This is a genomic window from Streptomyces sp. R44 (assembly GCF_041053105.1).
Classification (GTDB): Bacteria; Actinomycetota; Actinomycetes; order Streptomycetales; family Streptomycetaceae; genus Streptomyces.
Genome location: NZ_CP163444.1, coordinates 6,728,954 through 6,752,161, shown reverse-complemented (window position 1 = coordinate 6,752,161; position 23,208 = coordinate 6,728,954). Strand labels below are relative to the sequence as shown.

The window sequence follows — 23,208 nt, the reverse complement described above, 5'->3', positions numbered from 1 at the left end:
GGTGCGGGAGGGCGGGTCAGCGGTGGCGGGCGGGGAGTACGGAGTGCCAGGTGCGGGGCCCGTCGAAGCCGCCCGTGCGTTCCAGGCGGCGCCAGCCGGCGACGGCCCGGGGTGCGGCGGCGGCGGTGGCCGGCTCCTGGGCGCGGGCGAGCAGGACGGCGGTCACGGCGGCGAGTTCCTCGGGGCTCGGGGCACCCTTCTCGACGCGGACGAGGTGCGCGGGAGCGGTCATCGGGACTCCTACTGGGGCGGGTTGCCGTGCTTGCGGCGCGGCAGTTCGGCGTGTTTGGCGGCGAGCATGGCGACGGACCGGCAGAGCACCCGGCGGGTCTCCCGCGGGTCGACGACGTCGTCGACGAGACCGCGCTCGGCCGCGTAGTACGGGTGGACGAGCTCCTCGCGGTACTCCTCGATCTTCCGGCGGCGCATCGCCTCGGGGTCGTCGGCGGCGGCGATCTCGCGCCGGAAGACCACGTTGGCGGCGCCCTCGGCGCCCATGACGGCGATCTCGTTGGTGGGCCAGGCGAGGGAGATGTCGGCGCCGATGGAGCGCGAGTCCATGACGATGTAGGCGCCGCCGTAGGCCTTGCGCAGGACGACGGAGATCCGGGGCACGGTCGCGTTGCAGTAGGCGTACAGCAGCTTGGCTCCGCGCCGGATGATGCCTTCGTGCTCCTGGTCGACGCCGGGCAGGAAGCCGGGGACGTCGACGAGGGTGACGAGCGGGATGTTGAAGGCGTCGCAGAACTGGACGAACCGCGCGCCCTTCTCGCTGGCCTTGATGTCGAGGACTCCGGCCAGGGCGGCCGGCTGGTTGGCCACGATGCCGACGACATGGCCGTCGAGCCGGGCGAAGGCGCACACCAGGTTGGGCGCCCAGGCCGCGTGGACCTCCATGTGCTCGCCGTCGTCGACGAGTTCCTCGATGACGCCGCGGACGTCGTACGAGCGGTTGCCGTCGGCCGGTACGAGGTCGAGCAGCCGCTCGCCGAGCCGGTCGGCCGGGTCGGAGCTCGGCACGACGGGCGGCAGGTCGCGGTTGTTCTGCGGAAGGAGCGAGAGCAGATAGCGGACCTCGGCCAGGCAGGTCTCCTCGTCGTCGTACGCGAAGTGCGCGACGCCGGAGGTCTCGGCGTGGACGTCGGCGCCGCCGAGGCCGTTCTGGGTGATCTCCTCGCCGGTGACCGCCTTGACGACGTCCGGGCCGGTGATGAACATCTGCGAGGTCTCACGGACCATGAACACGAAGTCCGTGAGCGCCGGGCTGTAGGCGGCGCCGCCGGCGCACGGGCCGAGCATCACCGAGATCTGCGGGATGACACCCGAGGCCTTGGTGTTGCGCTGGAAGATGCCGCCGTAGCCGGCGAGCGCCGAGACGCCCTCCTGGATACGGGCGCCGGCGCCGTCGTTCAGGGACACCAGCGGCGCGCCGGCCGCGATGGCCATGTCCATGATCTTGTGGATCTTCGTGGCGTGGGCCTCGCCCAGGGCGCCGCCGAAGATCCGGAAGTCGTGCGCGTAGACGAAGACCGTACGGCCCTCGACCGTGCCCCAGCCGGTGATGACACCGTCGGTGTACGGCTTCCTGGCCTCCAGGCCGAAACCCTGCGCGCGGTGCCGGCGCAGCTGCTCGACCTCCGTGAAGCTCCCCTTGTCGAGGAGCAGCTCGATGCGCTCACGCGCCGTCAGTTTGCCCTTCGCGTGCTGGCGTTCGGTGGCCTTCGGATCGGGTCCCTCCTGCGCCAGTTCCTTCAGCCTGCCCAGTTCGGTGAGGCGGTCCGCGAGGGCGCCTCCCGCCGTGAAGGCCGTGGACGTCGTGGACGTCGTGGACGTCGTGGATGTCGTGGTCATGCGCTCCCCACTCCCCTTTCGGTGAACAACTCGTGCGTGGTGGTCAGGTCCTCCGGCCGCACCGTCCGCGTCGTGACGCGCGGGGTGCCGTCCGTACGCAGCGCGGCCGCCGCCGCGTGGTCCGGCCCGCCCGGCAGGTCGAGGACGGCCCATCCGGCGGGCCGCCGGGCGCCCGCGCGCTCGGCCGCGCCCAGGTAGTCGGCGGCGAGGCCCCGGGCGAGTCCGGTGCCGAGGCCCTTCAGATAGGCCTCCTTGCGGGTCCACAGGCGGGCGAAGCCCTCGGCGAGCCGGTCCCCGGGCAGCGCGGCGAGATCCTCGGCCTCGGCCGGGTGGAGCGCCGTACGGCACAGCTCGGCCGTGGCGTACGAGGGGACGCGCTGTACGTCGACGCCCACCGGGCACGCCGCCACGCCGAGCAGCACCAGGCCGTGGCTGTGCGAGAGCGAGAAGGACGGCGGCTCCGGCAGGCCGAGCAGCACGGGCCGCCCCGAGGCCGCCCTGGCGAAGCGCAGTCGCCCGGCCGCGACGCCGGTGTACCGGGCGAGGATCCGGCGCAGCGCCAGGTGCGCCGCGAGGTACTGGACGCGGTCCGCCGGCCGTACGAACGCGGCGGCCCGGCGCCGCTCGTGGCGGTCGAGCTCCCCGGTCGGCAGGACGGAGTCCGGCGGGGGCGGGCGGAGCGTCCAGAGGTGGAGGTCATCGTCCCCGGCCCTCAGGAGCGGCATCGCGTATCGGCCTTTCGTCGTTCTCGGACGGATCGGTGCCGTCCCCCGCCGCCCGCTTCCCGCGGTGCTCGAAGGCGAGGGCGGCGAGGGCCGCGGCCAGCGAGACGAGGCCGCCGAGCCAGAGGCCCGCGCGGGCGCCGAGGTGCTCGGCGAGCAGGCCGACGAGCAGCGCGCCGAGCGGGGTGGTGCCCTGGAGGATCAGGGTGTAGAGGGCGAGGATCCGGCCCCGGTAGCGGGGGTCGCTGCCGAGCTGGATGCGGTGGTTCGCGGCCTGGACGAAGTAGATCGAGGCGAAGCCGGTGAGCGTGAGGAGGAGGAGCGCGCCGAGGAAGCCGGGCGCCTGTCCCGCCGCCGTCTCCAGGGCCCCGAAGGCGAGGGCCGAGCCGATGACGGTGCGGGCGGCGGGGCGCCCGCTGCGCCGGGTGCCGGCGATGGCGCCGAGGAGGGAGCCGGCGGCGAAGGCGGTGGTGAGGAGGCCGAAGGAGGCCGCGTCGGCGTGGAAGACCGTCTTGGCGAGCAGCGGCAGGGTGAGCTGGAAGTTCATGCCGAACAGGCCGATGACGGCGACGAGCGCCATCGGGAGGGTGAGGTCGGCGCGGGAGGCGGTGTAGCGCAGGCCGTCGACGACCCGCGCCTCGCTCGGCGCCGCTCCGCGGCCGGCCCCTCGGTTCTCCTCCGGCCGCATCAGGCGCAGCCCCGCCACCGTCGCGAGGTAGCTCACCGCGTTGAGGGCGATGGCCCAGCCGGTGCCGAAGCCGGTGATGAGGAGTCCGGCGAGGGCCGGGCCCGCCACCCGGGCGACGCTGAAGTAGGCGGCGCTCAGGGCGGAGGCGTTGGGCAGCAGCTCGTTGCCGACCAGCTCGCCGACGAAGGACATCCGGGTGGGGACCTCGACCGCGTTGACGATCCCGAGGCCGAGGGCGAGCAGCCAGATGTGCCAGAGCCGTACCGTGCCGGTCAGGTCGAGAAAGGCCAGGGTCAGGGCGAGCGCCCCCGCCGCCAGGTTGGCGAGGGTGAGCAGCGTCCGCTTGTCGTACCGGTCGGCGAGCCGTCCCCCGTAGAGGGTGAGGAGCAGCATGGGGGCGAACTGCAGGGCGGTCACGGTCCCCAGGGCCGTGCCGGAGTCGCCGGTCATGCCGAGGACGAGCCAGTCCTGGGCGACGACCATCGTCCAGGTCCCGGCCACGGACACCACCTGTCCGGCCGCGAAGAGCCGGAAGTTGCGGACGGACAGGGAGCGGAACGTGGTCGGTCGGGCCTTCACCATGAGCGCGGGTCACACCTCGGGTCGCAGGGTCGCGAGGCACTCCTCCAGGAACGCGAGGGCCCGCAGATGGTACGTACGGGCCGCGAGGCCCAGGCTTATGTTGTGTCCGGCGTCCGGGAGCCGCTCGACGAGGACACGGGGTGCGGCGGTGAATCGTCCGGTCAGCCGGGCGAGCGCCGCCTCGTCGTGCCGCCACCACGACTCGTACTCCGCGAACGTCAGCCGGACGGGCACCCGCACGCGGGCCGCCACCTCCGGGAAGAGGCCGGGCCAGCGCAGGGCCTCGGCCCGCTCCCGCTCCGGCATCGGGGCGACGAGCGCGCCGCTGGCCCGGAAGGTGCCCGGCGGGTAGAGGCGCAGGGCGCCCCAGTTCCGGGTCCAGTGGCCGTGGCCCCGGCTGCCCGGCAGGTCCTCGGGCCCCACCGCGTACTCCTGGCCGCAGCCGGAGACGTCGAGTCCCAGGAGCGGGGCGCCGGCCGCGCCGGTGTCGCGCGCGGCGGCGGTCAGGGCGAGCTTCCCGCCGTAGGAGTGGGCGAGCAGGAAGAGGCCGGCTCCCGTGGCGTGCCGGGCGGAGAAGTCCGCCAGGGCGGCCCGCAGGGTGTCCGACTGCTCGGTGAGCGTCTGGCCGTGCGGCAGCCGGGCGGTGGAGTCGCCGTATCCCGGGCGGTCGAGGGAGAGGACGGTGAAGCCGAGCCGGGCGCCGAGGGTGAGCAGCGAGAGACCCGGCTGGGCCTGCCCGTGGAAGTAGCCGGCGCTCATGCCTCCGCCGTGGAGGGCGACGACGGTCGCGCGCGGCGCCCCGAAGGAGTCGGGCCCCGGCTCCGGTTCGGCGAGCAGGGCGGAGATCGGGACCCCGGCGCCGTCCAGGACGATCCGGCGCACGCCTCCGGTGCGCGGCGCCGCCGGGGCGCTCGTCGTGGTGGTCACCGGGACGCGCCGTCGTCGGAGACCGGGAGGGCGGGGGCGCCGAACCAGCGGCGCAGGGCCGCCTCCGGGTTTCCGCCGGCCTCCGAGGTCCACACGACGTGGCCGTCGGGCCGTACGAGCACGGCGGTCAGGCCCGCGAGGACGTCCGTACCGTCGGCGGGCAGCGGTGTGGCCGTGACGGTGAGCACCCGGTCCTTCCAGGCCGCGGCCTTCTCCCGTACCGCCGGGTCGTCGGCGAGGTCGAGGAGCACGCCCTGCGCGGAGTGGAGCAGCCGGGTGGTGCTGGTCTCCCCCGCCGCCGTGGTCAGCGCCCGGTGCGCGAGCCGCGCCCCGATCAGGGGGTCGTCCGGGTCGCCCTGGCCCACCTCGTAGCGGATGTCGAGGCCGCTGACGACGCCGGCGAGGTGCCGCTTCACCTCGTCGTGGCCGAGGAGTTCGGTGAACAGTTCGCGCAGCGGGTCCGACTCCTCGCCGCCGAGGAAGACCGTGCCCTGCGCCCGGGTGTTCATGAGGAGCCGCTCGCCCACCGGGTGGCGCTCCGCGTGGTACGTGTCGAGCAGCCCGTCGGGCGCCCGGCCGCGGACCGCGGCGGCGAGCTTCCAGCCCAGGTTGGCGGCGTCCTGGACGCCGGTGCTGAGTCCCTGGCCGCCGGCCGGGAGATGGATGTGGGCGGCGTCGCCCGCGAGGAGGACCCGGCCGCGCCGGTACTCGGTGGCCTGCCGGGTGGCGTCGGTGAAGGAGGAGACCCACTCGGCGGAACCGCCGCTGATGTCCTCGCCCGTGATGCGCCGCCAGGCGGCGGCCACCTCGGCGAAGCTCACCGTCTCGGCCTCGCGGCGGTCGCGGGGCGGTGTGCCGTGCGGGCAGACGATGATCCGGTCGACGCCCTCGGCGAGCGGCGCGGCCATGACCATGCCCTCCGGCAGCCGCTCGCCGAGGAACCGGGGCCGCAGCCCGCAGCCGACGACGTCCGCGAGGTACATCTCGCGGGTGGCGGGGGTGCCGGGGAAGTCGAAGCCGGCGGCCCTGCGGACGGGGCTGTGCCCGCCGTCGCAGCCCACCACGTACGCGGCGCGGAGCCGCCGCTCGCCCTCGGGCGTGCGGACGGTGACCTCCACCGCGTCGGCGTCCTGGGTGAGGCCGGTGAACTCCCAGCCGCGCCGGAGGTCCGCGCCGAGCTCGGTCGCCCACTCCTCCAGGACCTTCTCGGTCGTGTACTGGGGGATGCCCCGGGCGCCGAAGTGGGCGCCCTCCAGGACGGTGTAGTCGAACTGCACCCCGCCGAAGTGGCCGAGCGGGCTGGTCTCCAGGGTCTCGCCCTGTCCGAAGCGGGGCAGCAGTCCGCGCTGGTCGAAGACCTCCATCGCGCGGGCGGTGAAGCCGAGTCCGCGGGACTGGCCGGTGGGCCGCTCCAGGCGCTCCGCGACGAGGACCCGGGCGCCGCCGAGGCGGAGTTCACCGGCGAGCATGAGACCGGTGGGGCCGCCGCCGACCACGATGACGTCGGTGTCGGTGCCGGCGGGGGTGTCGGGGGTGCGGGCATGCGAGGGGGTCATGGCGTCCTTCGTCCGAGTTCGTGGGTGGGGGCACCGAACCAGCGGCGCAGGGCCGTCTCCGGTCCCGCGTCGTCCGCCGAGGTCCACCCGACGTGGCCGTCGGGCCGTACGAGGACGGCGTCGAGGCCGTCGAGGGGGCCGCCGGGGACCGGCCGGGCGGCGAGCGTGGTGACCCGGTCCGCCCAGGGAGCGGCGGGACCGCCGCTCTCCTCGGCCAGGAGGAGGAACAGGCCGCGTCCCGCCCGCAGCGGCCCGGTGACGGGCGCGTGGCCTCCGGCGAGGGCGGTGTGCGGCAGCCGGGTGCCGGTCAGCGGGTGGACTCCGCCGTGCTCCGTGCCGTACCGGATGTCGAGTCCGGAGATCTTCCCGGCGAGGTGCGCGCGCACCGCGTCCAGGCCGATGAGCGGGCCGAGGAGGGAGCGGACGGGCTCCGCCTCGGGGCCGCCGAGGAGCAGCAGGGCCTGGGCCCTGATGTTGGCGAGGACCTGCCGGCCGACGGCGTGCCGCTCCTCGTGGTACGTGTCGAGCAGCCCGGCGGGGGCGGTGCCGCGGACGGTGGCGGCGAGCTTCCAGCCGAGGTTGACGGCGTCCTGGAGGCCGAGGTTGAGGGCCTGGCCGCCGATCGGCATCTGCTGGTGGGCGGCGTCCCCGGCCCAGAGCACGCGGCCTTCGCGGTAGCGGGTGAGCTGCCGGTTGGCGTCGTGGAAGGAGTTCACCCAGAGCGGGGTGCCGCCGCTGATGTCCTCGCCCGTGACCCGCTTCCACACGTCCACGACCTCGTCGAAGCCGGGCTCCTCGGTGCGGGGTGCGGCGGGCCTGCCGAAGGCGTGGACCATGACCCGGGTGACGCCGTCGGGCCGCCGGGCCGCGACGGCGAGGCCGCCGGGCAGCCGCTGGAAGCGCCGGTTCGGGACGTCGATCCCGGCGACGTCGGCGCGCAGCAGCTCGCGCCGGGCCTCCTGGCCGGGGAACTCGGCCCCGGTCAGGGCCCGTACGGTGCTCTGCTCGCCGTCGCAGCCGACGAGGTACCGCCCCCTGACCCGTACCTCACGGCCGTCCGGCCCGACCGCCCCGGCCTCGACGTGCGTGTCCGTCTCGGTGAGGGAGCGGAGCGTGTGCCCGCGCCGCAGTCCGGCGCCGAGGCCGCCGGCCCACTCCGCGAGCAGCAGCTCGGTGCGGGTCTGCTCGACCTTCCACTGCCCGGGGTGGGGGCTCGGCAGGGTCAGGTCGAGCGGGATGCCGCCGAAGTGGCCGCGGGGCTCCGACGGCGGGCTGCCGAAGGCGGTCAACAGGCCCCGGTCGTCGAGGAGTTCCATGGTGCGGGCGTGCAGCGTGGAGGCCCTGGACTCGGTCGTGGGGGTGGCACGGCGCTCCAGGACGATCACGTCCGCGCCACCGAGCCGCAGTTCGCCGGCGAGCATCAGGCCGGTGGGACCGGCACCGATGACGACGACGTCGGTCTCCACCGTCGTCTCCATGGTCAGGCCTTGCCCTCGGTACGGGCCTTGGCCTCGGCGTACTCCTTGGCGTACCCGAGGGTGGCCCGGCTGTTGGTGCTGAGCGCGGTGCGCACGTAGTCGCGGGCGTCGGCGACGGTGGCGTCGGCACCGAGGATCCGCTCGATGTTCGCCGTGTTGAGGACGACCGTGTGCTGGGAGGAGGCGGAGACGCCGCCGTCGGCCTCCTCCGTGAACGTCCAGTAGCCCGTGTGCAGGGTCATCAGGGCCGGCAGGGTGATCTGCTTGTAGGCGATCCTGTGGTGCGGGAAGGTCACCCGGTACGACTTCGTGGTGTGGGTGGAGCCGTCCTTGGCCCGGGTGTCCATCTCCAGGCTCTGCAGCCCGGGGGTCTCCTCCTCGAAGCGGACCGTGGCCACGTGCGGCAGCCGCTCCGGCCAGAGGTTCGCCTCGTTCACGAAGTCGTAGACGTCCTTGGCGGAGCCGTCGACCCGCACGGTGTCCTCGAAGGAGAAGGTGATCTCCTCGGAGGCGTGGGCCAGTTCGACGTTGGTCTTGAGGGCGGCGAGTTCGGAGCGCGAGTTGCGGTCGACGGCCTCGTCGATCCACTTCAGGCCCTCGGGGTCGTCGTCGATCGCCCGGTAGTCGTGGAGCAGCCGGATCCGGGACTCGGTCGCGGAGAGCGGCTCGATGATCCAGGTGCCGCCCATGGCGGCGACGGGCGGGGTGGAGACCTCCTGGCGGAAGGTGATCGTCAGGGTCTCCGGGTCCAGGGTCCGCCGGGACGTCCAGTTCTTCGGGGCGCCGTTGGCGGTCGCCCAGATCCGGATGCGCTCCTCCCGCTCGCCGCGCTCGACGTGGTCGACGTAGAGGGTGGGCGGGAAGATCCGCGGCCAGTTCTCCACCTCGGCGATCAGCCGGTACACGGCCCGGGCCGGGGCCGTGACGGTGATCTCGTGCTCGACCTCACGGGTCGTCATCGTGAACTCTCCTCGCGTTCAGAGGGTGCGGATCAGAAGTTGCCGAGGCCGCCGCAGACGTTGAGCGCCTGCGAGGTGATGGAGGCGGCGGTGTCCGAGGCCAGGTAGCCGACGAGGCCGGCGACCTCCTCGGGCGTGGAGTAGCGGCCGAGGGGGATCTTCGACTGGAACTTCTCGAGGATGGCGTCCTCGGAGGTGTCGTACGCGGCGGCGTAGCCCTGGCGGACGCGCTGGGCCATCGGCGTCTCGACATAGCCGGGGCAGACCGCGTTGACGGTGATGCCGGTCGGGGCGAGCTCGTTGCCGAGGGCCTTGGTGAAGCCGACGACGCCGTGCTTGGAGGCCGAGTAGGGGGCGCCGAGGACGACGCCCTGCTTGCCGGCGGTGGAGGCGATGTTGATGATCCGGCCGCGGGACTTCTCGCGCATCCCGCCGGTGGTCAGCGCCTCGCGGGTGAGCCGGAAGACGCTGTTGAGGTTGGTGTCGATGACGTCGTGCCACAGCTCGTCGGCGATGTCGGCGGTGACTCCGCCGCCGCTGCGGCCGGCGTTGTTCACCAGGACGTCGACGGTGCCGAAGCGGTCGACGGCGGCCTGGACGAAGGCCTGGACGTCCTCGCCGGAGCGCACGTCGAGGGTCGTGCCGTCGACCTCGTACCCCTCGTCCTGGAGCTGCTTGACGGTGGCGGCGACGTTCTGCGCGCTGCGGGCGCCGAGGAAGACCCGGTGGTTCTGGGCCGCGAGGAGCCGGGCGACGGCGAGGCCGATGCCGCTGGTGGCTCCGGTGACGAGGGCGACCCTCTTCTCCTGCTGGGACATGCTGGTCTCTTCTCTACGCGGAGGGGGCGTGTTCAGGAGGCGGCGACGGCCGACAGATGGGCGTTGACGGCCTCGATCAGGGCGCGCGGGGTGTCGGCGTCGGACAGCACGTCGTCGTCGAGGGTGATGGCGTACTCGCGCTCGATGCGGCTGCCCGTCTCCAGGAGGGCGAGCGACTCGTAGCCGAGGGTCTCGAAGTGGCTGTCGAGGATGTCGCCGTCGAGGTCCACGCCCTCGTCGGCGCCGGCGCCCTCGCGCAGGATCCGCTTGAGGTCGTCGAGGGTGAAGGGCTGGGTGCTCATGGTTGTTCTCCTCTTGATGCGTGGGGTGGGGGAACGCGGTGGTCAGGCCGCGGCGCGGACGACCATCGCGGAGTTGAAGCCGCCGTGGCCGCGGGCGAGCACCAGGGCGGTGCGCACCTCGGCGGTACGGGGACGGTCGAGGACCAGGTCGAGGCCGTACTCGGCCACCGGGTCGACGTTCACGGTGGGCGGGATCACGCCATCGTCGATCGCGAGGAACGCGGCGGCGAGGTCGAGCGCGGCGGCGCCCGAGTAGAGGCGGCCGGTCATCGTCTTGGGCGCGGTGACCGGGACGGCCCCGGCGCCGAAGACGCCGTTGATCGCCTCGGCCTCGGCGCGGTCGAGCTCGGGGACGGCGGCGGCGTCCGCGAAGACGACGTCGACGTCGGCCGGGGTCAGTTCCGCGTCGGCGAGGGCGAGTTCGATCGCCTTGCGCAGGCCGGGCTCGCGGCCGCTGCCGGGCCGGGGGTCGAAGGTGGAGCCGTATCCCGCGATCTCGCCGTAGATCCGGGCCCCGCGCTCCCGGGCCGCCTCGGCGGCCTCCATGACGAGGATCGCACCGCCCTCGCCGGGCACGTGGCCGCGGGCCTCACGGTCGAAGGGCACGTACGCCCGGGCCGGCTCCTCGCTCGTGCTGAGCCGCTCCGACGACAGCTGCGCCACCCAGCCCCAGGGGCAGAGGGAGGCGTCCACACCGCCGGAGACGATCAGCCGGGTGCCCTTGCGGATCTGGCGGCGGGCCTGCGCCACGGCGTCGAGACCGCCGGCCTGGTCGCTGACGACGACGCCGCTGGGGCCCTTCATGCCGTTGCGGATGGATATCTGGCCGCTGTTGACCGCGTAGAACCAGGCGAAGGACTGGTACGCGCTGACGTACTGGCTGCCCTGGCTCCACAGCTTCTGCAGCTCGCCCTGGCCGAACTCGAAGCCGCCGGAGGAGCTGGCCGTCACCACGCCCATGTCGAACTCGGCCTGCTCCTCGGGGCTGACGCCCGCGTCGGCGAGCGCCCAGTCCGCGGCGACGAGCGCGAGCCGGGTCATCCGGTCGGTCTGCGGCAGCAGCCGGCTCGGCAGGTGCTCCTCTGCGGCGAAGCCGGGCACCTCACCGGCGAGCCGCGCCGGATAGCCGGAGGGGTCGAAGCGGGTGAGCCGGCCGATGCCGCTCTTGCCGCCGAGGGTCGAGGCCCAGAAGTCCTCACGGCCCAGGCCGTTGGGCGCGGCGACGCCCAGACCGGTCACCACCACGGAGGCGCTCATGCGGTCTTCCTCTCGGGACGGGCGAGGACCATGGCGCTCTGGAAGCCGCCGAATCCGCTGCCGACGGTCAGGACCGCGTCCGTGAGCTGCTCGCGGGCGACGAGCGGCACGTAGTCGAGGTCGCACTCGGGGTCCGGGGTGTGCAGGTTCGCGGTGGGCGGCACCACGTGGTGCTCCATGGCGAGGGCCGAGGCGGCGATCTCGATGGAGCCGATGGCGCCGAGGGAGTGGCCGACCATCGACTTGATGGAGCTGACGGGGGTCCGGTACGCGTGGTCCCCGAGGCTCTTCTTGAAGGCGGCGGTCTCGTGCCGGTCGTTCTGTTTGGTGCCGGAGCCGTGCGCGTTGATGTAGTCGATCTCGGTGGGGTTCATCCGCGCCTCGCCGAGCGCGACCCGGATCGCCTCCGCCATCTCGGCGCCGTCCGGCCGCAGACCGGTCATGTGGTACGCGTTGCTGCGGGTGGCGTAGCCGGCGATCTCCGCGTAGATGTGCGCGCCGCGCCGGCGGGCGCTCTCCAGCTCCTCCAGGACGAAGACGGCCGCGCCCTCGCCGAGCACGAAGCCGTTCCGGGTGCCGTCGAAGGGCCGGGAGGCGTGCGCCGGGTCGTCGTACCGGGGGGTGGTCGCCTTGATGGCGTCGAAGCAGGCCATCGTGATCGGGGAGATCGGGGCGTCGGAGGAGCCCGCGATCATGACGTCGGCGGAGCCCTCGCGGATCAGCTCGACGGCGTAGCCGACGGAGTCGAGGCCGGAGGTGCAGCCGGTGGAGACCACGGTGTTGGGGCCCTCGGCGCCGACGGCCCAGGCGACCTCGGCCGAGAAGGAGCTCGGCACCAGGTAGTTGTAGAGGTGCGGCACCGCGTACTCGTGGTCGACGAGGTCGAGCCGGCCGCCGTCGCTGACGATCCGGTACTCCTCGTCGAGGCCCATGGTCGCGCCGACCGCGCTGCCGACGGTGACGCCGACGCGGTACGGGTCGTGGGCGGCGAGGTCGATGCCGCTGTCGGCGACGGCGCCGCGTGCGGCGACCACCGCGAACTGGGCGGCCCGGTCCATGCGGCGGACCTCCTGCGGGGTCAGGCCGTGGGCCGCCGGGTCGAAGTCGATCTCGGCGGCGACCCGGGAGCGGAACGGTGCCGGGTCGAAGAAGGTGATGCCCCGGGTCGCCGTACGGCCCTCGCTGAGCAGTTCCCAGAAGGCCTTGGCACCGGTGCCGCCGGGGGCGAGCACCTCGATGCCGGTGATGACGACGCGTCGCGCGGTCACGCGTTCGCCTCCCAGTTGTAGAAGCGGGTGGCCATGGCGTCGGCCGGCGAGCGCCAGGTGGCCGGGTCGTAGGCCTCGATGAAGGGCTTCAGGTCCTCGCTGATGCGGACGAAGCGCGGGTCGGACTTGGCGCGCTCGATGAGCTCGCCGCCGTTGTCGGCGTCGAAGTCCTGGAGGTGGAAGTAGAGGCCGCGGTAGGAAAACAGCTGGCGCCGGCGCGTCCCCATGAGATGCGGCATCTCGGAGGCGTCGAATTCGGCGAACAGCTTGGCGACGTCGGTGCTCGATCCGGGCTCCATGCGGGCCACGATCAGAGTGCTGTGCATGTGTTTCTCTCCTCACCGGAAGAAGTCCTGCGAAAGGACGTGCTGAAGAAGGCCGAGAAATGAGATGAAAGGGGGGAACGAATTCGTGTGCCCGGGTGCGGCCGCCTGAATTCAGTCCTTGATGTCGCAGAGGGCGGCGCCGGAGGTGACGGAGGCGCCGACCTCGGCGCTCAGGCCCTTGACGGTGCCGGAGCGGTGGGCGTTGAGGGGCTGTTCCATCTTCATGGCCTCCAGGACGACGATCAGGTCGCCCTCCTTGACCTCCTGGCCCTCCTCGACCGCGACCTTCACGATCGTGCCCTGCATCGGCGAGGCGAGGGTGTCGCCCGAGGCGGTCGGGCCGGACTTCTTCGCCGCGCGCCGCTTCGGCTTCGCACCGGCCGCCAGGCCGGTACGGGCCAGGGTCATGCCCAGCGAGGACGGCAGGGAGACCTCAAGACGCTTGCCGCCGACCTCGACGACGATCGTCTCGCGGCCCGCCTCGTCCTCCTCCGCCTCCGCGCCGGCCGGGGCGAACGGCTTGATCTCGTTGACGAACTCCGTCTCGATCCACCGCGTGTGGACCCGGAACGGGTCCGCGGTGAACGCCGGGTCGACCACGACCGCCTGGTGGAACGGAATGGCGGTGGCCATGCCCTCGACCTTGAACTCCGCGAGCGCGCGGGCCGCGCGCTGCAGGGCCTGCTCGCGGGTGGCGCCGGTGACGATCAGCTTGGCCAGGAGCGAGTCCCAGGCCGGGCCGATCACCGAGCCGGACTCCACGCCCGCGTCCAGACGGACACCAGGGCCGGTCGGCGGCTGGAAGAGGGTGACCGTGCCGGGCGCGGGCAGGAAGTTGCGGCCCGGGTCCTCGCCGTTGATACGGAACTCGAAGGAGTGACCCCTTATGGCCGGGTCGTCGTAGCCGAGCTCCTCGCCGTCCGCGATCCGGAACATCTCCCGGACCAGGTCGATGCCCGCGACCTCCTCGGTCACCGGGTGCTCGACCTGCAGACGCGTGTTGACCTCCAGGAAGGAGATCGTGCCGTCCGTGCCGACCAGGAACTCGACCGTGCCGGCGCCGACGTAGCCGGCCTCCTTCAGGATCGCCTTCGACGCCGCGTACAGCTCCGCGTTCTGCGCCTCGGTCAGGAACGGCGCCGGGGCCTCCTCGACCAGCTTCTGGTGGCGGCGCTGCAGCGAGCAGTCACGCGTCGAGACCACGACCACGTTGCCGTGCTGGTCGGCGAGGCACTGGGTCTCCACGTGGCGCGGCTTGTCGAGGTACCGCTCGACGAAGCACTCGCCCCGGCCGAAGGCCGCGACGGCCTCACGGACGGCGGAGTCGTACAGCTCCGGAACCTCTTCGAGTGTGCGGGCGACCTTCAGACCGCGACCGCCACCACCGAAGGCGGCCTTGATCGCGATCGGCAGGCCGTGCTCCTCGGCGAACGCCACGACCTCGTCCGCACCCGAGACCGGGTCCGGGGTGCCGGCGACCAGCGGCGCGCCGGCGCGCTGCGCGATGTGCCGGGCGGCGACCTTGTCACCCAGGTCCCGGATCGCCTGCGGCGGCGGACCGATCCACGTCAGACCCGCGTCCAGGACCGCCTGGGCGAACTCCGCGTTCTCGGAAAGGAAGCCGTAACCCGGGTGGACCGCGTCCGCACCGGAATCCTCGGCGGCCTGGAGCACCTTGGCCATGTCCAGGTAGCTGGTGGCCGGAGTGTCACCGCCCAGAGCGAACGCCTCGTCAGCCGCCCGGACATGCAGAGCATCCCGGTCCGGATCGGCGTACACGGCCACGCTGCCGATACCCGCGTCCCGGCACGCCCGGGCCACACGGACAGCGATTTCGCCACGGTTGGCGATGAGCACCTTGCGCACGACGGTTTCAACTCCTGATCGACTCGCCATCTCCATGCCCTTCGCCGATTTCCCGGAAAAGGGACCCGGGGACGCTGCACCGGACCTTGCCCACAAGCTTGTTGGTATTTCACCGGCCTTTCAAGACGCGCCGGTTCAGGGATCCGTCAGAATTCACAAGCCCTGGGCGGTTGTGTGGGAAAAGCGCCAGGCGAATGTCAGAACCGCGTCACAGGCCCCCGGTCAGAGGCCCGCCCCCCGGTGACACGAAAGCGGCCTGCCCCGGCCGGCACCTGGGGAGGTGCCGGCCGGGGCAGGCCGCTGGGGGAGGCGCCGGGCTCAGCCGCGCCCGAAGCGGAAGCCCACTCCCCGGATCGTGATCACCCAGTCGCTCGCGCCGAGCTTGTGGCGCAGGCTGCTGACATGGGTGTCGACGGTCCGCCGCGACCAGGAGTCGCCCCACACCTGCTGCATCAGCTGCTTGCGGGGGATGACCGTGTCGGGATGGGAGGCGAGCACGTTGAGGAGGTCGAACTCCTTGCGCGTGAGGTCGACATCCCTGCCGTCGAGGGTCACCCGCCGCGCCGCGACGTCGATGTGCAGTGGACCCCTGGTGACCGCACGGGCGGCGGAGGTGCTCGGCCGGGTCCTGCGCATGACGGCTTCCATACGGGCCATCAGTTCGCGGAAGCCGTAGGGCTTCACGAGGTAGTGGTCCGCGCCGGCCTGGAGTCCGAGGACGCGGTCGAGCTCGCTCCCCCGGCCCGTCACGGCGATCACCGGGACGTCGCAGGCGGCGCGGATTCCCCGGCAGACCTCCAGGCCGTCGAGGTCCGGCAGATCCAGGTCGATGAGGACGAGGTCGACCTCGTCGTAGACCTGGAGGGCGGCACCGCCGGTGGCCACCCTGCTGACCTCGTGACCGTGCCGCCGGAGCGCCTGGACGAGGCCTTCCGCTTCCGTCCCGCAGCTCTCCACGACCAGGACGCGCCACCCCGGCGTGACGGCCGGGCGGCCCCTTCCCGGTGTGTCGGCCGGGCGGCCTCTCCCCGATGTGTCGACGATCACGCCCGCCGCGCTCGCTCTACCCGCGATTCGCGGGGCAGGTATATGAGGCTCCTTCAGTTCCAATGAGGTCCGGCTCACGGTTCCCCCTAGCACCTAGGTCGCTCGGCCCCGGCGGCTGTGGGGAGCCCCGGGGTCGCCGGATCCGTAGGGAACCGGCAACGGAACGCTACAAACCGCTGAGCCGGTTTGTCAAAGGTCGCCCACTACCACGGCACGCGAAATCTTCCGAGCGTTTCGGATCAGAAAATTGACACCCGCTTGACATTGTGATGAACGAAATCGAGCGGATCGAGGATGTATGTCCACTTATTGAAGCAGCCGCCGGCGTCATGACTGCATACAGAAACGGATGCCGTACGAGGTGAGGCAGGCTTGACAAACCGCAGAGCCGGTTTGTTAATGGCCGCGTCACTTCCGGTTTACGGCGTCGAAGCGCCCGGACGGCATACCGAAACCTCGTACAATACCAAGCAGTCGGTTTAAAGTCGTCGGGTGGTGCGGCGCGAGGGGGCGCAGGCCGCTGCCGCTGAGACGCATGGTGCTACTGGAGCCATTGGTGACCAAACAAGAGCGGGCCACACGGACCCGCGACGCGCTGATCAAGTCGGCGGCCAGGGAATTCGACCGGCACGGCTACGCCCTGGCCAAATTGTCCGCGATCAGCTCGGGGGCGGGTGTGAGCCCCGGCGCGCTCCACTTCCACTTCGAGAACAAGGCGGCCGTCGCCGGTGCCGTCGAGGGCGCGGCCTGCACCGCCCTGCGCAGAACCGCCCGGATCGTGTACGGACAACGGTCGAACGCCCTGCAGAACCTCGCCGACACCTCGCACGCCCTGGCCCGGCTTCTCCGCGATGACATCGTCGTCCGCGCCGGCTTCCGGCTCAGCTGCGCCGACGACGCCCGTACGGAGCTCAACCTGCGCCAGGAGTGGCAGAGCTGCGTCCAGCAGCGGCTCGCGGAGGCGGCGGACGAGGGCCTGCTCGCCCCCGGCCTCGGGCGTCGGCAGGACCTCGCCCGCACGATCGTGGCGGCCACGATCGGTCTGGAGGCCCTGTGGCGGGACAACGGCGAATGGCTCGCGCCCAAGACCGTCACCGGTCTGTGGCGCACGTTGCTGCCGATGCTGGCGGGCCCCGAGGTGCTCGCCGGACTCGACCCGTCGGGCACCGCCGTGATCGTCACGACGCCCGCGCCCGTCGGCTGAGGCCACGGCGGGGCGCGGGGCGCGGGGCGTCAGAGCCGGCGGTCGCCGTGGGGGACGGACTCGGGGTGGGCGTGCCGCGTCACGACCGAGGGGATGGTGAGGATCAGGCCGCCGTCGCGGAGCCGGTCCGGGCCACGCTCACCGAGGATCAGCCCGCCAGGCGGCTGTCGAGGCCGGCCCCGGCCACGGCCAGGTCCCGGGAGGGGGAGGTGAGCGTGCAGAGGAAGACCGGCTGTCCGTCCTGGTGGCCGGTGACCCGGACGGTGGCCGCGTCGTCCGCGCGGCCGGACAGGATCTCCGCCTCGATCCAGCAGGGGCTGTCGAGTTCGACGTAGCGCAGGAAGGAGAGGTCCATGGCGGTGGGCACGTACGCCACGCTTCCCAGCGTCAGGGTGGCCGCCTGCCGTGCCGCTTCGAGGAGCAGCATGCCGGGCACGTGGTCGTTGGGACGCCGGAAGAGAGTGGGGTGGGCCGTGTTGAGGCGCAGCTGCCACTGACCGGGGCGGGCCCCCTGGGCCAGGACGACGTCCCTGGAGTGCTCGCGGCCGACCAGGTGCGGCGCCAGCCCGGGTATCAGCGGGACGGGTCGTTCGAGCGCGGCCATCCGCTCGCCCCTGATCCTGCGGTAGGCGAGGGCGGAGGTGCAGCGCGCCAGGCCTCCACCGGTGGCGAGATGCCGGCCGTCGCGGGTGAGCACCATGGTCGTGCGCAGGTTCCGGAGGCGGCCGCGGCGGCTGTCGAGATCGGAGCAGATGACGTCGACGGTGACGTCCGAGGAGAGGTCGCCGACGGCGAGCGCCGCGGCGTCGGCCGTGTACTGGAGGCCCCACATGACGAACTGATCCTCGACGGGTACCCCGAATTCGGCGTGAGCGACGAGCATGGCGGTCTGGCGTATCGTCTCGGCCACCAGTACGGGGTCGTGTCGGTCCCCTGCCACCGGAGAGAAGAAGGGATGAGCGGCAGGCCAGCGAGCGGAGACGGAGAACCGGTTCTCTGCCAACTGGGTCCACCCCGTGGGGATGATGTCCGCGGGATCCTCTCGGTGAACGAACTCCCCAGGGACGCGGGTCGACGTCGTTCCTCGATGGTTCTGCTCCATGGATCCCCCTACACATCCCCGCGCCCCTGGGCGGCGTGTTCGCCCGGCCTAGAATACGTACAGCCCGGTTTTCTTTTCAATGCTTCACGTCACACGACGAGCACAGACAGCGATACAGCGGGAGGCGCCTTGGCTCAGCAAGCGCGTGCAATCAAGACCCGGCGGGCGATCCTGGAGTCGGCCGCGGCCGTCTTCGCGGAGCGCGGCTACGAGCGGACGACCATCGGCGAGATCCTGGTGCGCGCGGGGGTGACCAAGGGAGCCCTCTATTTCCACTTTGCTTCCAAGGAGGACCTCGCCCTCGGCGTGCTCGACGCCCAGATGCTGGACGAGCCGATGGCGCCTCAGGCCATCAAGCTCCAGGAACTCGCGGACCAGGCCTTCCTGCTCACCCATCGACTGCAGCACGACGCACTCGTGCGCGCGAGCGTGGCACTGACCCTGGACAGCGGCGCCGTCAGCGTGGACCGTGCGGCACCCTTCCGGGCGTGGACGGATCAGGCCTCGGAGATCCTGACCGTCGCGAAGTCACGGGGGGAAGTCCTCGTCCACGTGGACGTGACGGACACGGCGGAGCTCTTCGCGGGCGCCTACGCGGGGATCCAGACGATGTCCCAGATCATGTGCGATCGCAACGATCTTCTCCACCGGGTCGCGGTCCTGCTGCAGTACCTGCTGCCCAGCATCTGCACGCCGGCCCTGCTGACCGGGCTCGACCTCACCGAGGGTCGCGCCCTGAAGCTGGCGGCGGAGTACGACGCGAGCAAGCTCCGCCGCGAGGACTGATCACCTCCCGTACATCCGCCGTCAACAAAACCGACCGAGCGGTTCCTGAGCGCCCCGACGCAGAACAGCGTCGGGGCGCTCTGGCGTCATGGCACTGAGTGTGTTTTGCTGAGGGTACTCAGTGCCACAAGCGTCTAGGGGAGCTCCACATCATGGGTAAGGACTTCGACCTGTACCGGCCTTCCGAGGAGCACGACATGCTCCGGGAGTCGGTGCGTGCCCTCGCGGAGGCGAAGATCGTGCCGTTCGCGGCGGCGGTGGACGAGGAGGGCCGCTTCCCGCAGGAGGCCCTGGACGCGCTGGTCGCCAACGACCTGCACGCCGTGCACGTCCCGGAGACCTACGGCGGCGCGGGCGCGGACGCCCTCGCGACGGTGATCGTGATCGAGGAGGTCGCGCGCGCGTGCGGCTCCTCCTCGCTGATCCCGGCGGTCAACAAGCTGGGCTCGCTGCCGGTGATCCTGTCCGGCTCGGAGGAGCTCAAGCACAAGTACCTCGGCCCGCTGGCCAAGGGCGACGCGATGTTCTCCTACGCCCTCTCCGAGCCCGACGCGGGCTCGGACGCGGCCGGCATGAAGACCCGCGCGGTGCGCGACGGCGACTTCTGGGTCCTCAACGGCGTCAAGCGGTGGATCACCAACGCCGGCGTCTCGGAGTACTACACGGTGATGGCCGTCACCGACCCGGAGAAGCGCTCCAAGGGCATCTCCGCGTTCGTGGTGGAGAAGTCCGACGAGGGCGTGTCCTTCGGCGCCCCGGAGAAGAAGCTCGGCATCAAGGGCTCCCCGACCCGCGAGGTCTACCTCGACAACGTCCGCATCCCCGCCGACCGCATGATCGGCGCCGAGGGCACCGGCTTCGCCACCGCCATGAAGACCCTCGACCACACCCGCATCACCATCGCCGCCCAGGCCATCGGCATCGCCCAGGGCGCCCTCGACTACGCCAAGGGCTACGTCAAGGAGCGCAAGCAGTTCGGCAAGCCGATCGCCGACTTCCAGGGCGTGCAGTTCATGCTCGCCGACATGGCCATGAAGCTGGAGGCCGCCCGCCAGCTCACCTACGCCGCCGCCGCCAAGTCCGAGCGAGTCGACGGCGACCTCACCTTCTTCGGCGCCGCCGCCAAGTGCTTCGCCTCCGACGTCGCCATGGAGGTCACCACCGACGCCGTCCAGCTCCTCGGCGGCTACGGCTACACCCGCGACTACCCGGTCGAGCGCATGATGCGCGACGCCAAGATCACCCAGATCTACGAAGGCACCAACCAGGTCCAGCGCATCGTCATGGCCCGCAACCTCCCGTAACCACCAGCCTCTCGAAAGGAGACAGGCCGTGACCCTGAAGATCGCTGTCTGTGTGAAGTACGTTCCCGACGCGACCGGCGACCGCGGTTTCGCCGACGACCTGACGACCGACCGCGAGGCCGTCGACGGGCTGCTGTCGGAGCTCGACGAGTACGCCGTCGAGCAGGCGCTCCGCATCTCCGAGGAGTCCGACGACGCCGAGGTCACCGTCGTGACGGTCGGCCCGGACGACGCCAAGGACGCCCTGCGCAAGGCGCTGTCGATGGGCGCCGACAAGGCCGTCCACGTCAACGACGAGGACATCCACGGTTCCGACGTCATCGCCACCTCCGCGATCCTGGCCAAGGCCCTGGAGAAGACCGGCTTCGACCTGGTCGTCTGCGGCATGGCCTCGACCGACGGCACGATGGGCGTGCTGCCCGCGCTGCTCGCCGAGCGCCTGAGCCTGCCGCAGGTCACCCTGCTCTCGGAGCTCTCCGTCGAGGACGGTCTCGTGAAGGGCCGCCGTGACGGCGACGCCGCCACCGAGCACCTGGAGGCCCCGCTGCCGGCCGTCGTCTCGGTCACCGACCAGTCCGGCGAGGCCCGTTACCCCTCCTTCAAGGGGATCATGGCCGCCAAGAAGAAGCCGGTCGAGGAGCTCGACCTGGACGACCTGGACATCGACGCCGACGAGGTCGGCCTCGCCGGCTCGTGGACCCTGGTCGACTCGGCGGCCGCCCGCCCGGCCCGTACGCAGGGCACGATCGTCACGGACGAGGGCGACGGCGGCAAGCAGCTCGCCGCGTTCCTCGCCACCCAGAAGTTCATCTGACCCACCGTCACACCACCTCAGGAGCAAGGAATCATGGCTGAGATCCTGGTTCTCGTGGACCACGCCGACGGTGCGGTCCGCAAGCCGGCCCTCGAACTGCTGACGCTGGCCCGCCGTATCGGCGAGCCCACGGCCGTCGTCCTCGGCGCCGGCGAGTCCGCCGCCTCGATCGCCGCCACGGCCGGTGAGTACGGCGCGGCCACCGTGTACGTCGCGGACGGCGCCGAGTTCGCCGAGCAGCTCGTCGTCCCGAAGGTCGACGCGCTCACCCAGATCGCGAAGGACAAGGGGGCGGCCGCCGTCCTGGTGACCTCCTCCGGCGAGGGCAAGGAGATCGCGGCCCGCGTCGCGCTCCGCCTCGGCTCGGGTCTGATCACCGACGCGGTGGAGCTGGAGGCCGGCGAGAACGGCCCGGTCGCCACCCAGTCCGTCTTCGCCGCCTCGTACCAGGTGAAGTCGACGGTCTCGCACGGCGTCCCGGTCATCACGGTCAAGCCGAACTCCGCCGCCCCGGAGGCCGCCCCGGCCGCCGGCACGGTCGAGAGCGTCACCGTCGCCTTCACCGGCAACGCCGCCAAGGTCGTCTCCCGCACTCCGCGCGTCTCCACCGGCCGCCCCGAGCTGACCGAGTCCGCGATCGTGGTCTCCGGCGGCCGCGGTGTCGGCGCGGCCGAGGGCTTCGCGGTCGTCGAGAAGCTGGCCGACTCGCTCGGCGCGGCCGTCGGCGCCTCCCGCGCCGCCGTCGACGCCGGCTGGTACCCGCACTCCAACCAGGTCGGCCAGACCGGCAAGCAGGTCTCGCCGCAGCTGTACGTGGCGGCGGGCATCTCCGGCGCGATCCAGCACCGGGCCGGCATGCAGACCTCGAAGACGATCGTCGCGGTCAACAAGGACCCCGAGGCCCCGATCTTCGACCTGGTCGACTACGGCGTGGTCGGCGACCTCTTCGAGGTGCTGCCGCAGCTGACGGACGAGATCGGCGCGCGCTGAGCTCCCGCATGACGGGAAAGGGGCGGGTGGCACTCTGTGCCACCCGCCCCTTCGTCGTGTTCGCGCCCGGTACCGGCCGTCGCGCTCAGTACCAGCCGTCGAGGGGGACCTCCTCGCAGAGCCGGACGACCGGCCTGCGCCCGTTGACCGCGGTGCCGGAGACCTTGACCCTGACCCCGGGGCGCACCGCGTGCGGCGGTCCGTCGACGCGGCAGCGGACCACGAAGCCCTCGGTCATGTGGACCGGCCAGAGGTCGGCATCGGCGGCGGCGACCCCGCGGCGTACGGAGATCACGCCCTCGCCGTCGCTGAGTTCGGGCGCCAGGTCGGTCGACCCGCAGGTCGGACAGAGCAGGCGCTGGAAGGTGGTGGTGTGGCACCAGCGGCAGCGCTGGAAGTACAGCTCGGAGTCGGGGGCCGAATCCTCGGCCTGGACGGCGGTCCCGCTCCTCAGTCCCGTGTGGAACACGATGCCTTCTCCTTGCACTCGGCGGCTCGACCGTGCATGGAGCAAAGATATGGCACTGAGTGCCATCAAATAAAGACCTGAGTTCCCTCAATTCGAGATACTGAGAACCCTGTGGCCCTTCTGTGACCCCTCAGCCCTCACCGAGGCTCGACTCCACCTCGCGCACCACGCGCCACATGGGGGTGGACCGCTTGGTGATCACCACGACGACGTCCTCGTTCTCCTCGGCCGGCGCCTCCGCGACCTGCCCGCCGCCCCAGGTGCCGCGCACGTACTCCAGGGCTCCGTCGACCTCGGCCAGCGGGTCGCCCTCGCCGCCCGAGCGCAGCCAGTGCCGCAGGGCGTGGTTGTGGGCGGCGACCACGGCCGCCGCGACGACGTTGGCGCGCAGGGTGCCGTCCTTGCGGTCGGCCCAGCGGGTGCGCAGGTAGTCGCCGAGGGTCTTCTCGTACCGCCAGACCACCGACAGCTCGTAGGTGCGCAGCCCGGTCACCTCGCGGGTGAGCCGGTAGCGCTGCACGGAGAAGGTGGGGTTCTCGGCGTACATCCGCATGACGAGCCGGGCGGCGTCGCAGACGCGGACGACCGGGTCGTCGGAGTCGGCGCTCGCGGCGAGGAAGCGGGTCATGTCGGCGAGGCACTGCTCGTGGTCGGGGAAGACCACGTCCTCCTTCGACGGGAAGTAGCGGAAGAAGGACCGCCGGCCGACGCCCGCGAGCGTGACGATGTCGTCGACGGTGGTCTGCTCGTAGCCCCGCTCCAGGAAGAGCTGGAAGGCCGCGGCGATGAGGGAGTCCCGCATCGCGGGCTTCGTGGAGTTCGTCGACGCTGTTCCCATGGCCCGAACCTAACATCCGGACGCGGTCGGCGTGGAACTCGGTGCCGGAGAATT

23 protein-coding genes are annotated in these 23,208 nt (G+C 71.9%); 5 read left to right on the top strand and 18 right to left on the bottom strand.

Translation table 11 applies throughout. The annotated features are described in order from the left end of the window. Window positions 1-16: 16 nt before the first annotated feature. The 15 genes from AB5J54_RS31565 to AB5J54_RS31495 form a co-directional block, all read right to left on the bottom strand. Window positions 17-232, bottom strand: coding sequence for an acyl-CoA carboxylase subunit epsilon (locus AB5J54_RS31565; protein WP_369147314.1), 216 nt, complete (start codon window positions 230-232; stop codon window positions 17-19). Window positions 233-240: 8 nt separating this feature from the next. Then, window positions 241-1,851, bottom strand: a complete 1,611-nt coding sequence (locus tag AB5J54_RS31560) for an acyl-CoA carboxylase subunit beta (protein ID WP_369147313.1) — start codon at window positions 1,849-1,851, stop codon at window positions 241-243. After that, entirely contained in the window at window positions 1,848-2,576 is a 729-nt protein-coding gene (locus AB5J54_RS31555; RefSeq protein WP_369147312.1) for a 4'-phosphopantetheinyl transferase superfamily protein, read from the bottom strand. The genes AB5J54_RS31560 and AB5J54_RS31555 overlap by 4 nt, the downstream gene beginning before the upstream one ends. Then, window positions 2,548-3,843: an MFS transporter gene (locus tag AB5J54_RS31550; protein WP_369147311.1), complete on the bottom strand. Its 1,296-nt coding sequence runs from the start codon at window positions 3,841-3,843 to the stop codon at window positions 2,548-2,550. The genes AB5J54_RS31555 and AB5J54_RS31550 overlap by 29 nt, the downstream gene beginning before the upstream one ends. 9 nt (window positions 3,844-3,852) lie before the next feature. Next, the gene (locus AB5J54_RS31545) at window positions 3,853-4,770 is read right to left on the bottom strand and encodes an alpha/beta hydrolase (RefSeq protein WP_369147310.1); all 918 of its coding nucleotides are present in this window, start codon (window positions 4,768-4,770) and stop codon (window positions 3,853-3,855) included. Further along, complete coding sequence (locus AB5J54_RS31540) at window positions 4,767-6,326, bottom strand: FAD-dependent monooxygenase (RefSeq protein WP_369147309.1); 1,560 nt, start codon at window positions 6,324-6,326, stop codon at window positions 4,767-4,769. The genes AB5J54_RS31545 and AB5J54_RS31540 overlap by 4 nt, the downstream gene beginning before the upstream one ends. After that, the gene (locus AB5J54_RS31535; protein ID WP_369147308.1) at window positions 6,323-7,804 is read right to left on the bottom strand and encodes an FAD-dependent monooxygenase; all 1,482 of its coding nucleotides are present in this window, start codon (window positions 7,802-7,804) and stop codon (window positions 6,323-6,325) included. The genes AB5J54_RS31540 and AB5J54_RS31535 overlap by 4 nt, the downstream gene beginning before the upstream one ends. Window positions 7,805-7,806: 2 nt before the next feature. Continuing rightward, window positions 7,807-8,763 carry an aromatase/cyclase gene (locus AB5J54_RS31530; protein ID WP_369147307.1) on the bottom strand — a complete coding sequence of 319 codons (957 nt, stop codon included), beginning with the start codon at window positions 8,761-8,763 and terminating at the stop codon, window positions 7,807-7,809. 32 nt (window positions 8,764-8,795) lie between these two features. Beyond that, window positions 8,796-9,581 (bottom strand): 3-oxoacyl-ACP reductase FabG, encoded by a 786-nt coding sequence (fabG, locus tag AB5J54_RS31525; protein WP_369147306.1) that lies wholly within the window; start codon window positions 9,579-9,581, stop codon window positions 8,796-8,798. Window positions 9,582-9,613: 32 nt separating this feature from the next. Beyond that, window positions 9,614-9,883, bottom strand: coding sequence for an acyl carrier protein (locus tag AB5J54_RS31520; protein WP_369147305.1), 270 nt, complete (start codon window positions 9,881-9,883; stop codon window positions 9,614-9,616). A gap of 42 nt (window positions 9,884-9,925) precedes the next feature. Beyond that, the gene (locus AB5J54_RS31515) at window positions 9,926-11,140 is read right to left on the bottom strand and encodes a ketosynthase chain-length factor (protein ID WP_369147304.1); all 1,215 of its coding nucleotides are present in this window, start codon (window positions 11,138-11,140) and stop codon (window positions 9,926-9,928) included. Further along, window positions 11,137-12,408 carry a beta-ketoacyl synthase gene (locus AB5J54_RS31510; protein ID WP_369147303.1) on the bottom strand — a complete coding sequence of 424 codons (1,272 nt, stop codon included), beginning with the start codon at window positions 12,406-12,408 and terminating at the stop codon, window positions 11,137-11,139. Before AB5J54_RS31510 ends, AB5J54_RS31515 begins: the two co-directional genes overlap by 4 nt. After that, entirely contained in the window at window positions 12,405-12,734 is a 330-nt protein-coding gene (locus AB5J54_RS31505; protein WP_369147302.1) for a TcmI family type II polyketide cyclase, read from the bottom strand. The genes AB5J54_RS31510 and AB5J54_RS31505 overlap by 4 nt, the downstream gene beginning before the upstream one ends. 111 nt (window positions 12,735-12,845) lie before the next feature. Continuing rightward, a complete protein-coding gene (locus AB5J54_RS31500; protein ID WP_369147301.1) occupies window positions 12,846-14,600 on the bottom strand; it encodes a biotin carboxylase N-terminal domain-containing protein in 1,755 nt (584 codons plus the stop codon). Window positions 14,601-14,918: 318 nt separating this feature from the next. Then, complete coding sequence (locus AB5J54_RS31495; protein WP_369147300.1) at window positions 14,919-15,725, bottom strand: response regulator transcription factor; 807 nt, start codon at window positions 15,723-15,725, stop codon at window positions 14,919-14,921. A 478-nt stretch (window positions 15,726-16,203) separates the two neighbouring features. On the opposite strand from AB5J54_RS31495, the gene AB5J54_RS31490 reads away from it, so the two are divergent. Then, window positions 16,204-16,851: a ScbR family autoregulator-binding transcription factor gene (locus tag AB5J54_RS31490; protein ID WP_369147299.1), complete on the top strand. Its 648-nt coding sequence runs from the start codon at window positions 16,204-16,206 to the stop codon at window positions 16,849-16,851. A gap of 148 nt (window positions 16,852-16,999) precedes the next feature. Here the strand turns inward: AB5J54_RS31490 and AB5J54_RS31485 are convergent, their stop codons facing one another. Next, window positions 17,000-17,953: a ScbA/BarX family gamma-butyrolactone biosynthesis protein gene (locus tag AB5J54_RS31485; RefSeq protein ID WP_369147298.1), complete on the bottom strand. Its 954-nt coding sequence runs from the start codon at window positions 17,951-17,953 to the stop codon at window positions 17,000-17,002. Between the two features lie 129 nt (window positions 17,954-18,082). Between AB5J54_RS31485 and AB5J54_RS31480 the strand changes: the two genes are divergently transcribed. The 4 genes from AB5J54_RS31480 to AB5J54_RS31465 all read left to right on the top strand — a co-directional run bounded on the left by AB5J54_RS31480 (window position 18,083) and on the right by AB5J54_RS31465 (window position 21,847). Then, window positions 18,083-18,739 carry a ScbR family autoregulator-binding transcription factor gene (locus tag AB5J54_RS31480; protein ID WP_369147297.1) on the top strand — a complete coding sequence of 219 codons (657 nt, stop codon included), beginning with the start codon at window positions 18,083-18,085 and terminating at the stop codon, window positions 18,737-18,739. A 152-nt stretch (window positions 18,740-18,891) separates the two neighbouring features. Next, window positions 18,892-20,043, top strand: coding sequence for an acyl-CoA dehydrogenase family protein (locus tag AB5J54_RS31475; protein WP_369147296.1), 1,152 nt, complete (start codon window positions 18,892-18,894; stop codon window positions 20,041-20,043). A gap of 28 nt (window positions 20,044-20,071) precedes the next feature. Next, window positions 20,072-20,857, top strand: a complete 786-nt coding sequence (locus tag AB5J54_RS31470) for an electron transfer flavoprotein subunit beta (RefSeq protein WP_369147295.1) — start codon at window positions 20,072-20,074, stop codon at window positions 20,855-20,857. A 33-nt stretch (window positions 20,858-20,890) separates the two neighbouring features. Further along, window positions 20,891-21,847: an electron transfer flavoprotein subunit alpha/FixB family protein gene (locus AB5J54_RS31465; protein ID WP_369147294.1), complete on the top strand. Its 957-nt coding sequence runs from the start codon at window positions 20,891-20,893 to the stop codon at window positions 21,845-21,847. Between the two features lie 85 nt (window positions 21,848-21,932). Here the strand turns inward: AB5J54_RS31465 and AB5J54_RS31460 are convergent, their stop codons facing one another. Both AB5J54_RS31460 and AB5J54_RS31455 read right to left on the bottom strand, forming a co-directional pair. Beyond that, the gene (locus tag AB5J54_RS31460) at window positions 21,933-22,316 is read right to left on the bottom strand and encodes a zinc ribbon domain-containing protein (RefSeq protein WP_369147293.1); all 384 of its coding nucleotides are present in this window, start codon (window positions 22,314-22,316) and stop codon (window positions 21,933-21,935) included. 130 nt (window positions 22,317-22,446) lie between these two features. Beyond that, the gene (locus AB5J54_RS31455; RefSeq protein WP_369147292.1) at window positions 22,447-23,154 is read right to left on the bottom strand and encodes a TetR/AcrR family transcriptional regulator; all 708 of its coding nucleotides are present in this window, start codon (window positions 23,152-23,154) and stop codon (window positions 22,447-22,449) included. Window positions 23,155-23,208: the final 54 nt, after the last annotated feature.

Bases quoted from the DNA above. Each gene is read 5' to 3' on its own strand.
- AB5J54_RS31565 (WP_369147314.1), bottom strand. From the start codon at position 232: ATGACCGCTCCCGCGCACCTCGTCCGCGTCGAGAAGGGTGCCCCGAGC.
- AB5J54_RS31560 (WP_369147313.1), bottom strand. From the start codon at position 1,851: ATGACCACGACATCCACGACGTCCACGACGTCCACGACGTCCACGGCC.
- AB5J54_RS31555 (WP_369147312.1), bottom strand. From the start codon at position 2,576: ATGCCGCTCCTGAGGGCCGGGGACGATGACCTCCACCTCTGGACGCTC.
- AB5J54_RS31550 (WP_369147311.1), bottom strand. From the start codon at position 3,843: ATGGTGAAGGCCCGACCGACCACGTTCCGCTCCCTGTCCGTCCGCAAC.
- AB5J54_RS31540 (WP_369147309.1), bottom strand. From the start codon at position 6,326: ATGACCCCCTCGCATGCCCGCACCCCCGACACCCCCGCCGGCACCGAC.
- AB5J54_RS31535 (WP_369147308.1), bottom strand. From the start codon at position 7,804: ATGGAGACGACGGTGGAGACCGACGTCGTCGTCATCGGTGCCGGTCCC.
- AB5J54_RS31530 (WP_369147307.1), bottom strand. From the start codon at position 8,763: ATGACGACCCGTGAGGTCGAGCACGAGATCACCGTCACGGCCCCGGCC.
- fabG (WP_369147306.1), bottom strand. From the start codon at position 9,581: ATGTCCCAGCAGGAGAAGAGGGTCGCCCTCGTCACCGGAGCCACCAGC.
- AB5J54_RS31520 (WP_369147305.1), bottom strand. From the start codon at position 9,883: ATGAGCACCCAGCCCTTCACCCTCGACGACCTCAAGCGGATCCTGCGC.
- AB5J54_RS31515 (WP_369147304.1), bottom strand. From the start codon at position 11,140: ATGAGCGCCTCCGTGGTGGTGACCGGTCTGGGCGTCGCCGCGCCCAAC.
- AB5J54_RS31505 (WP_369147302.1), bottom strand. From the start codon at position 12,734: ATGCACAGCACTCTGATCGTGGCCCGCATGGAGCCCGGATCGAGCACC.
- AB5J54_RS31485 (WP_369147298.1), bottom strand. From the start codon at position 17,953: ATGGAGCAGAACCATCGAGGAACGACGTCGACCCGCGTCCCTGGGGAG.
- AB5J54_RS31475 (WP_369147296.1), top strand. From the start codon at position 18,892: ATGGGTAAGGACTTCGACCTGTACCGGCCTTCCGAGGAGCACGACATG.
- AB5J54_RS31465 (WP_369147294.1), top strand. From the start codon at position 20,891: ATGGCTGAGATCCTGGTTCTCGTGGACCACGCCGACGGTGCGGTCCGC.
- AB5J54_RS31455 (WP_369147292.1), bottom strand. From the start codon at position 23,154: ATGGGAACAGCGTCGACGAACTCCACGAAGCCCGCGATGCGGGACTCC.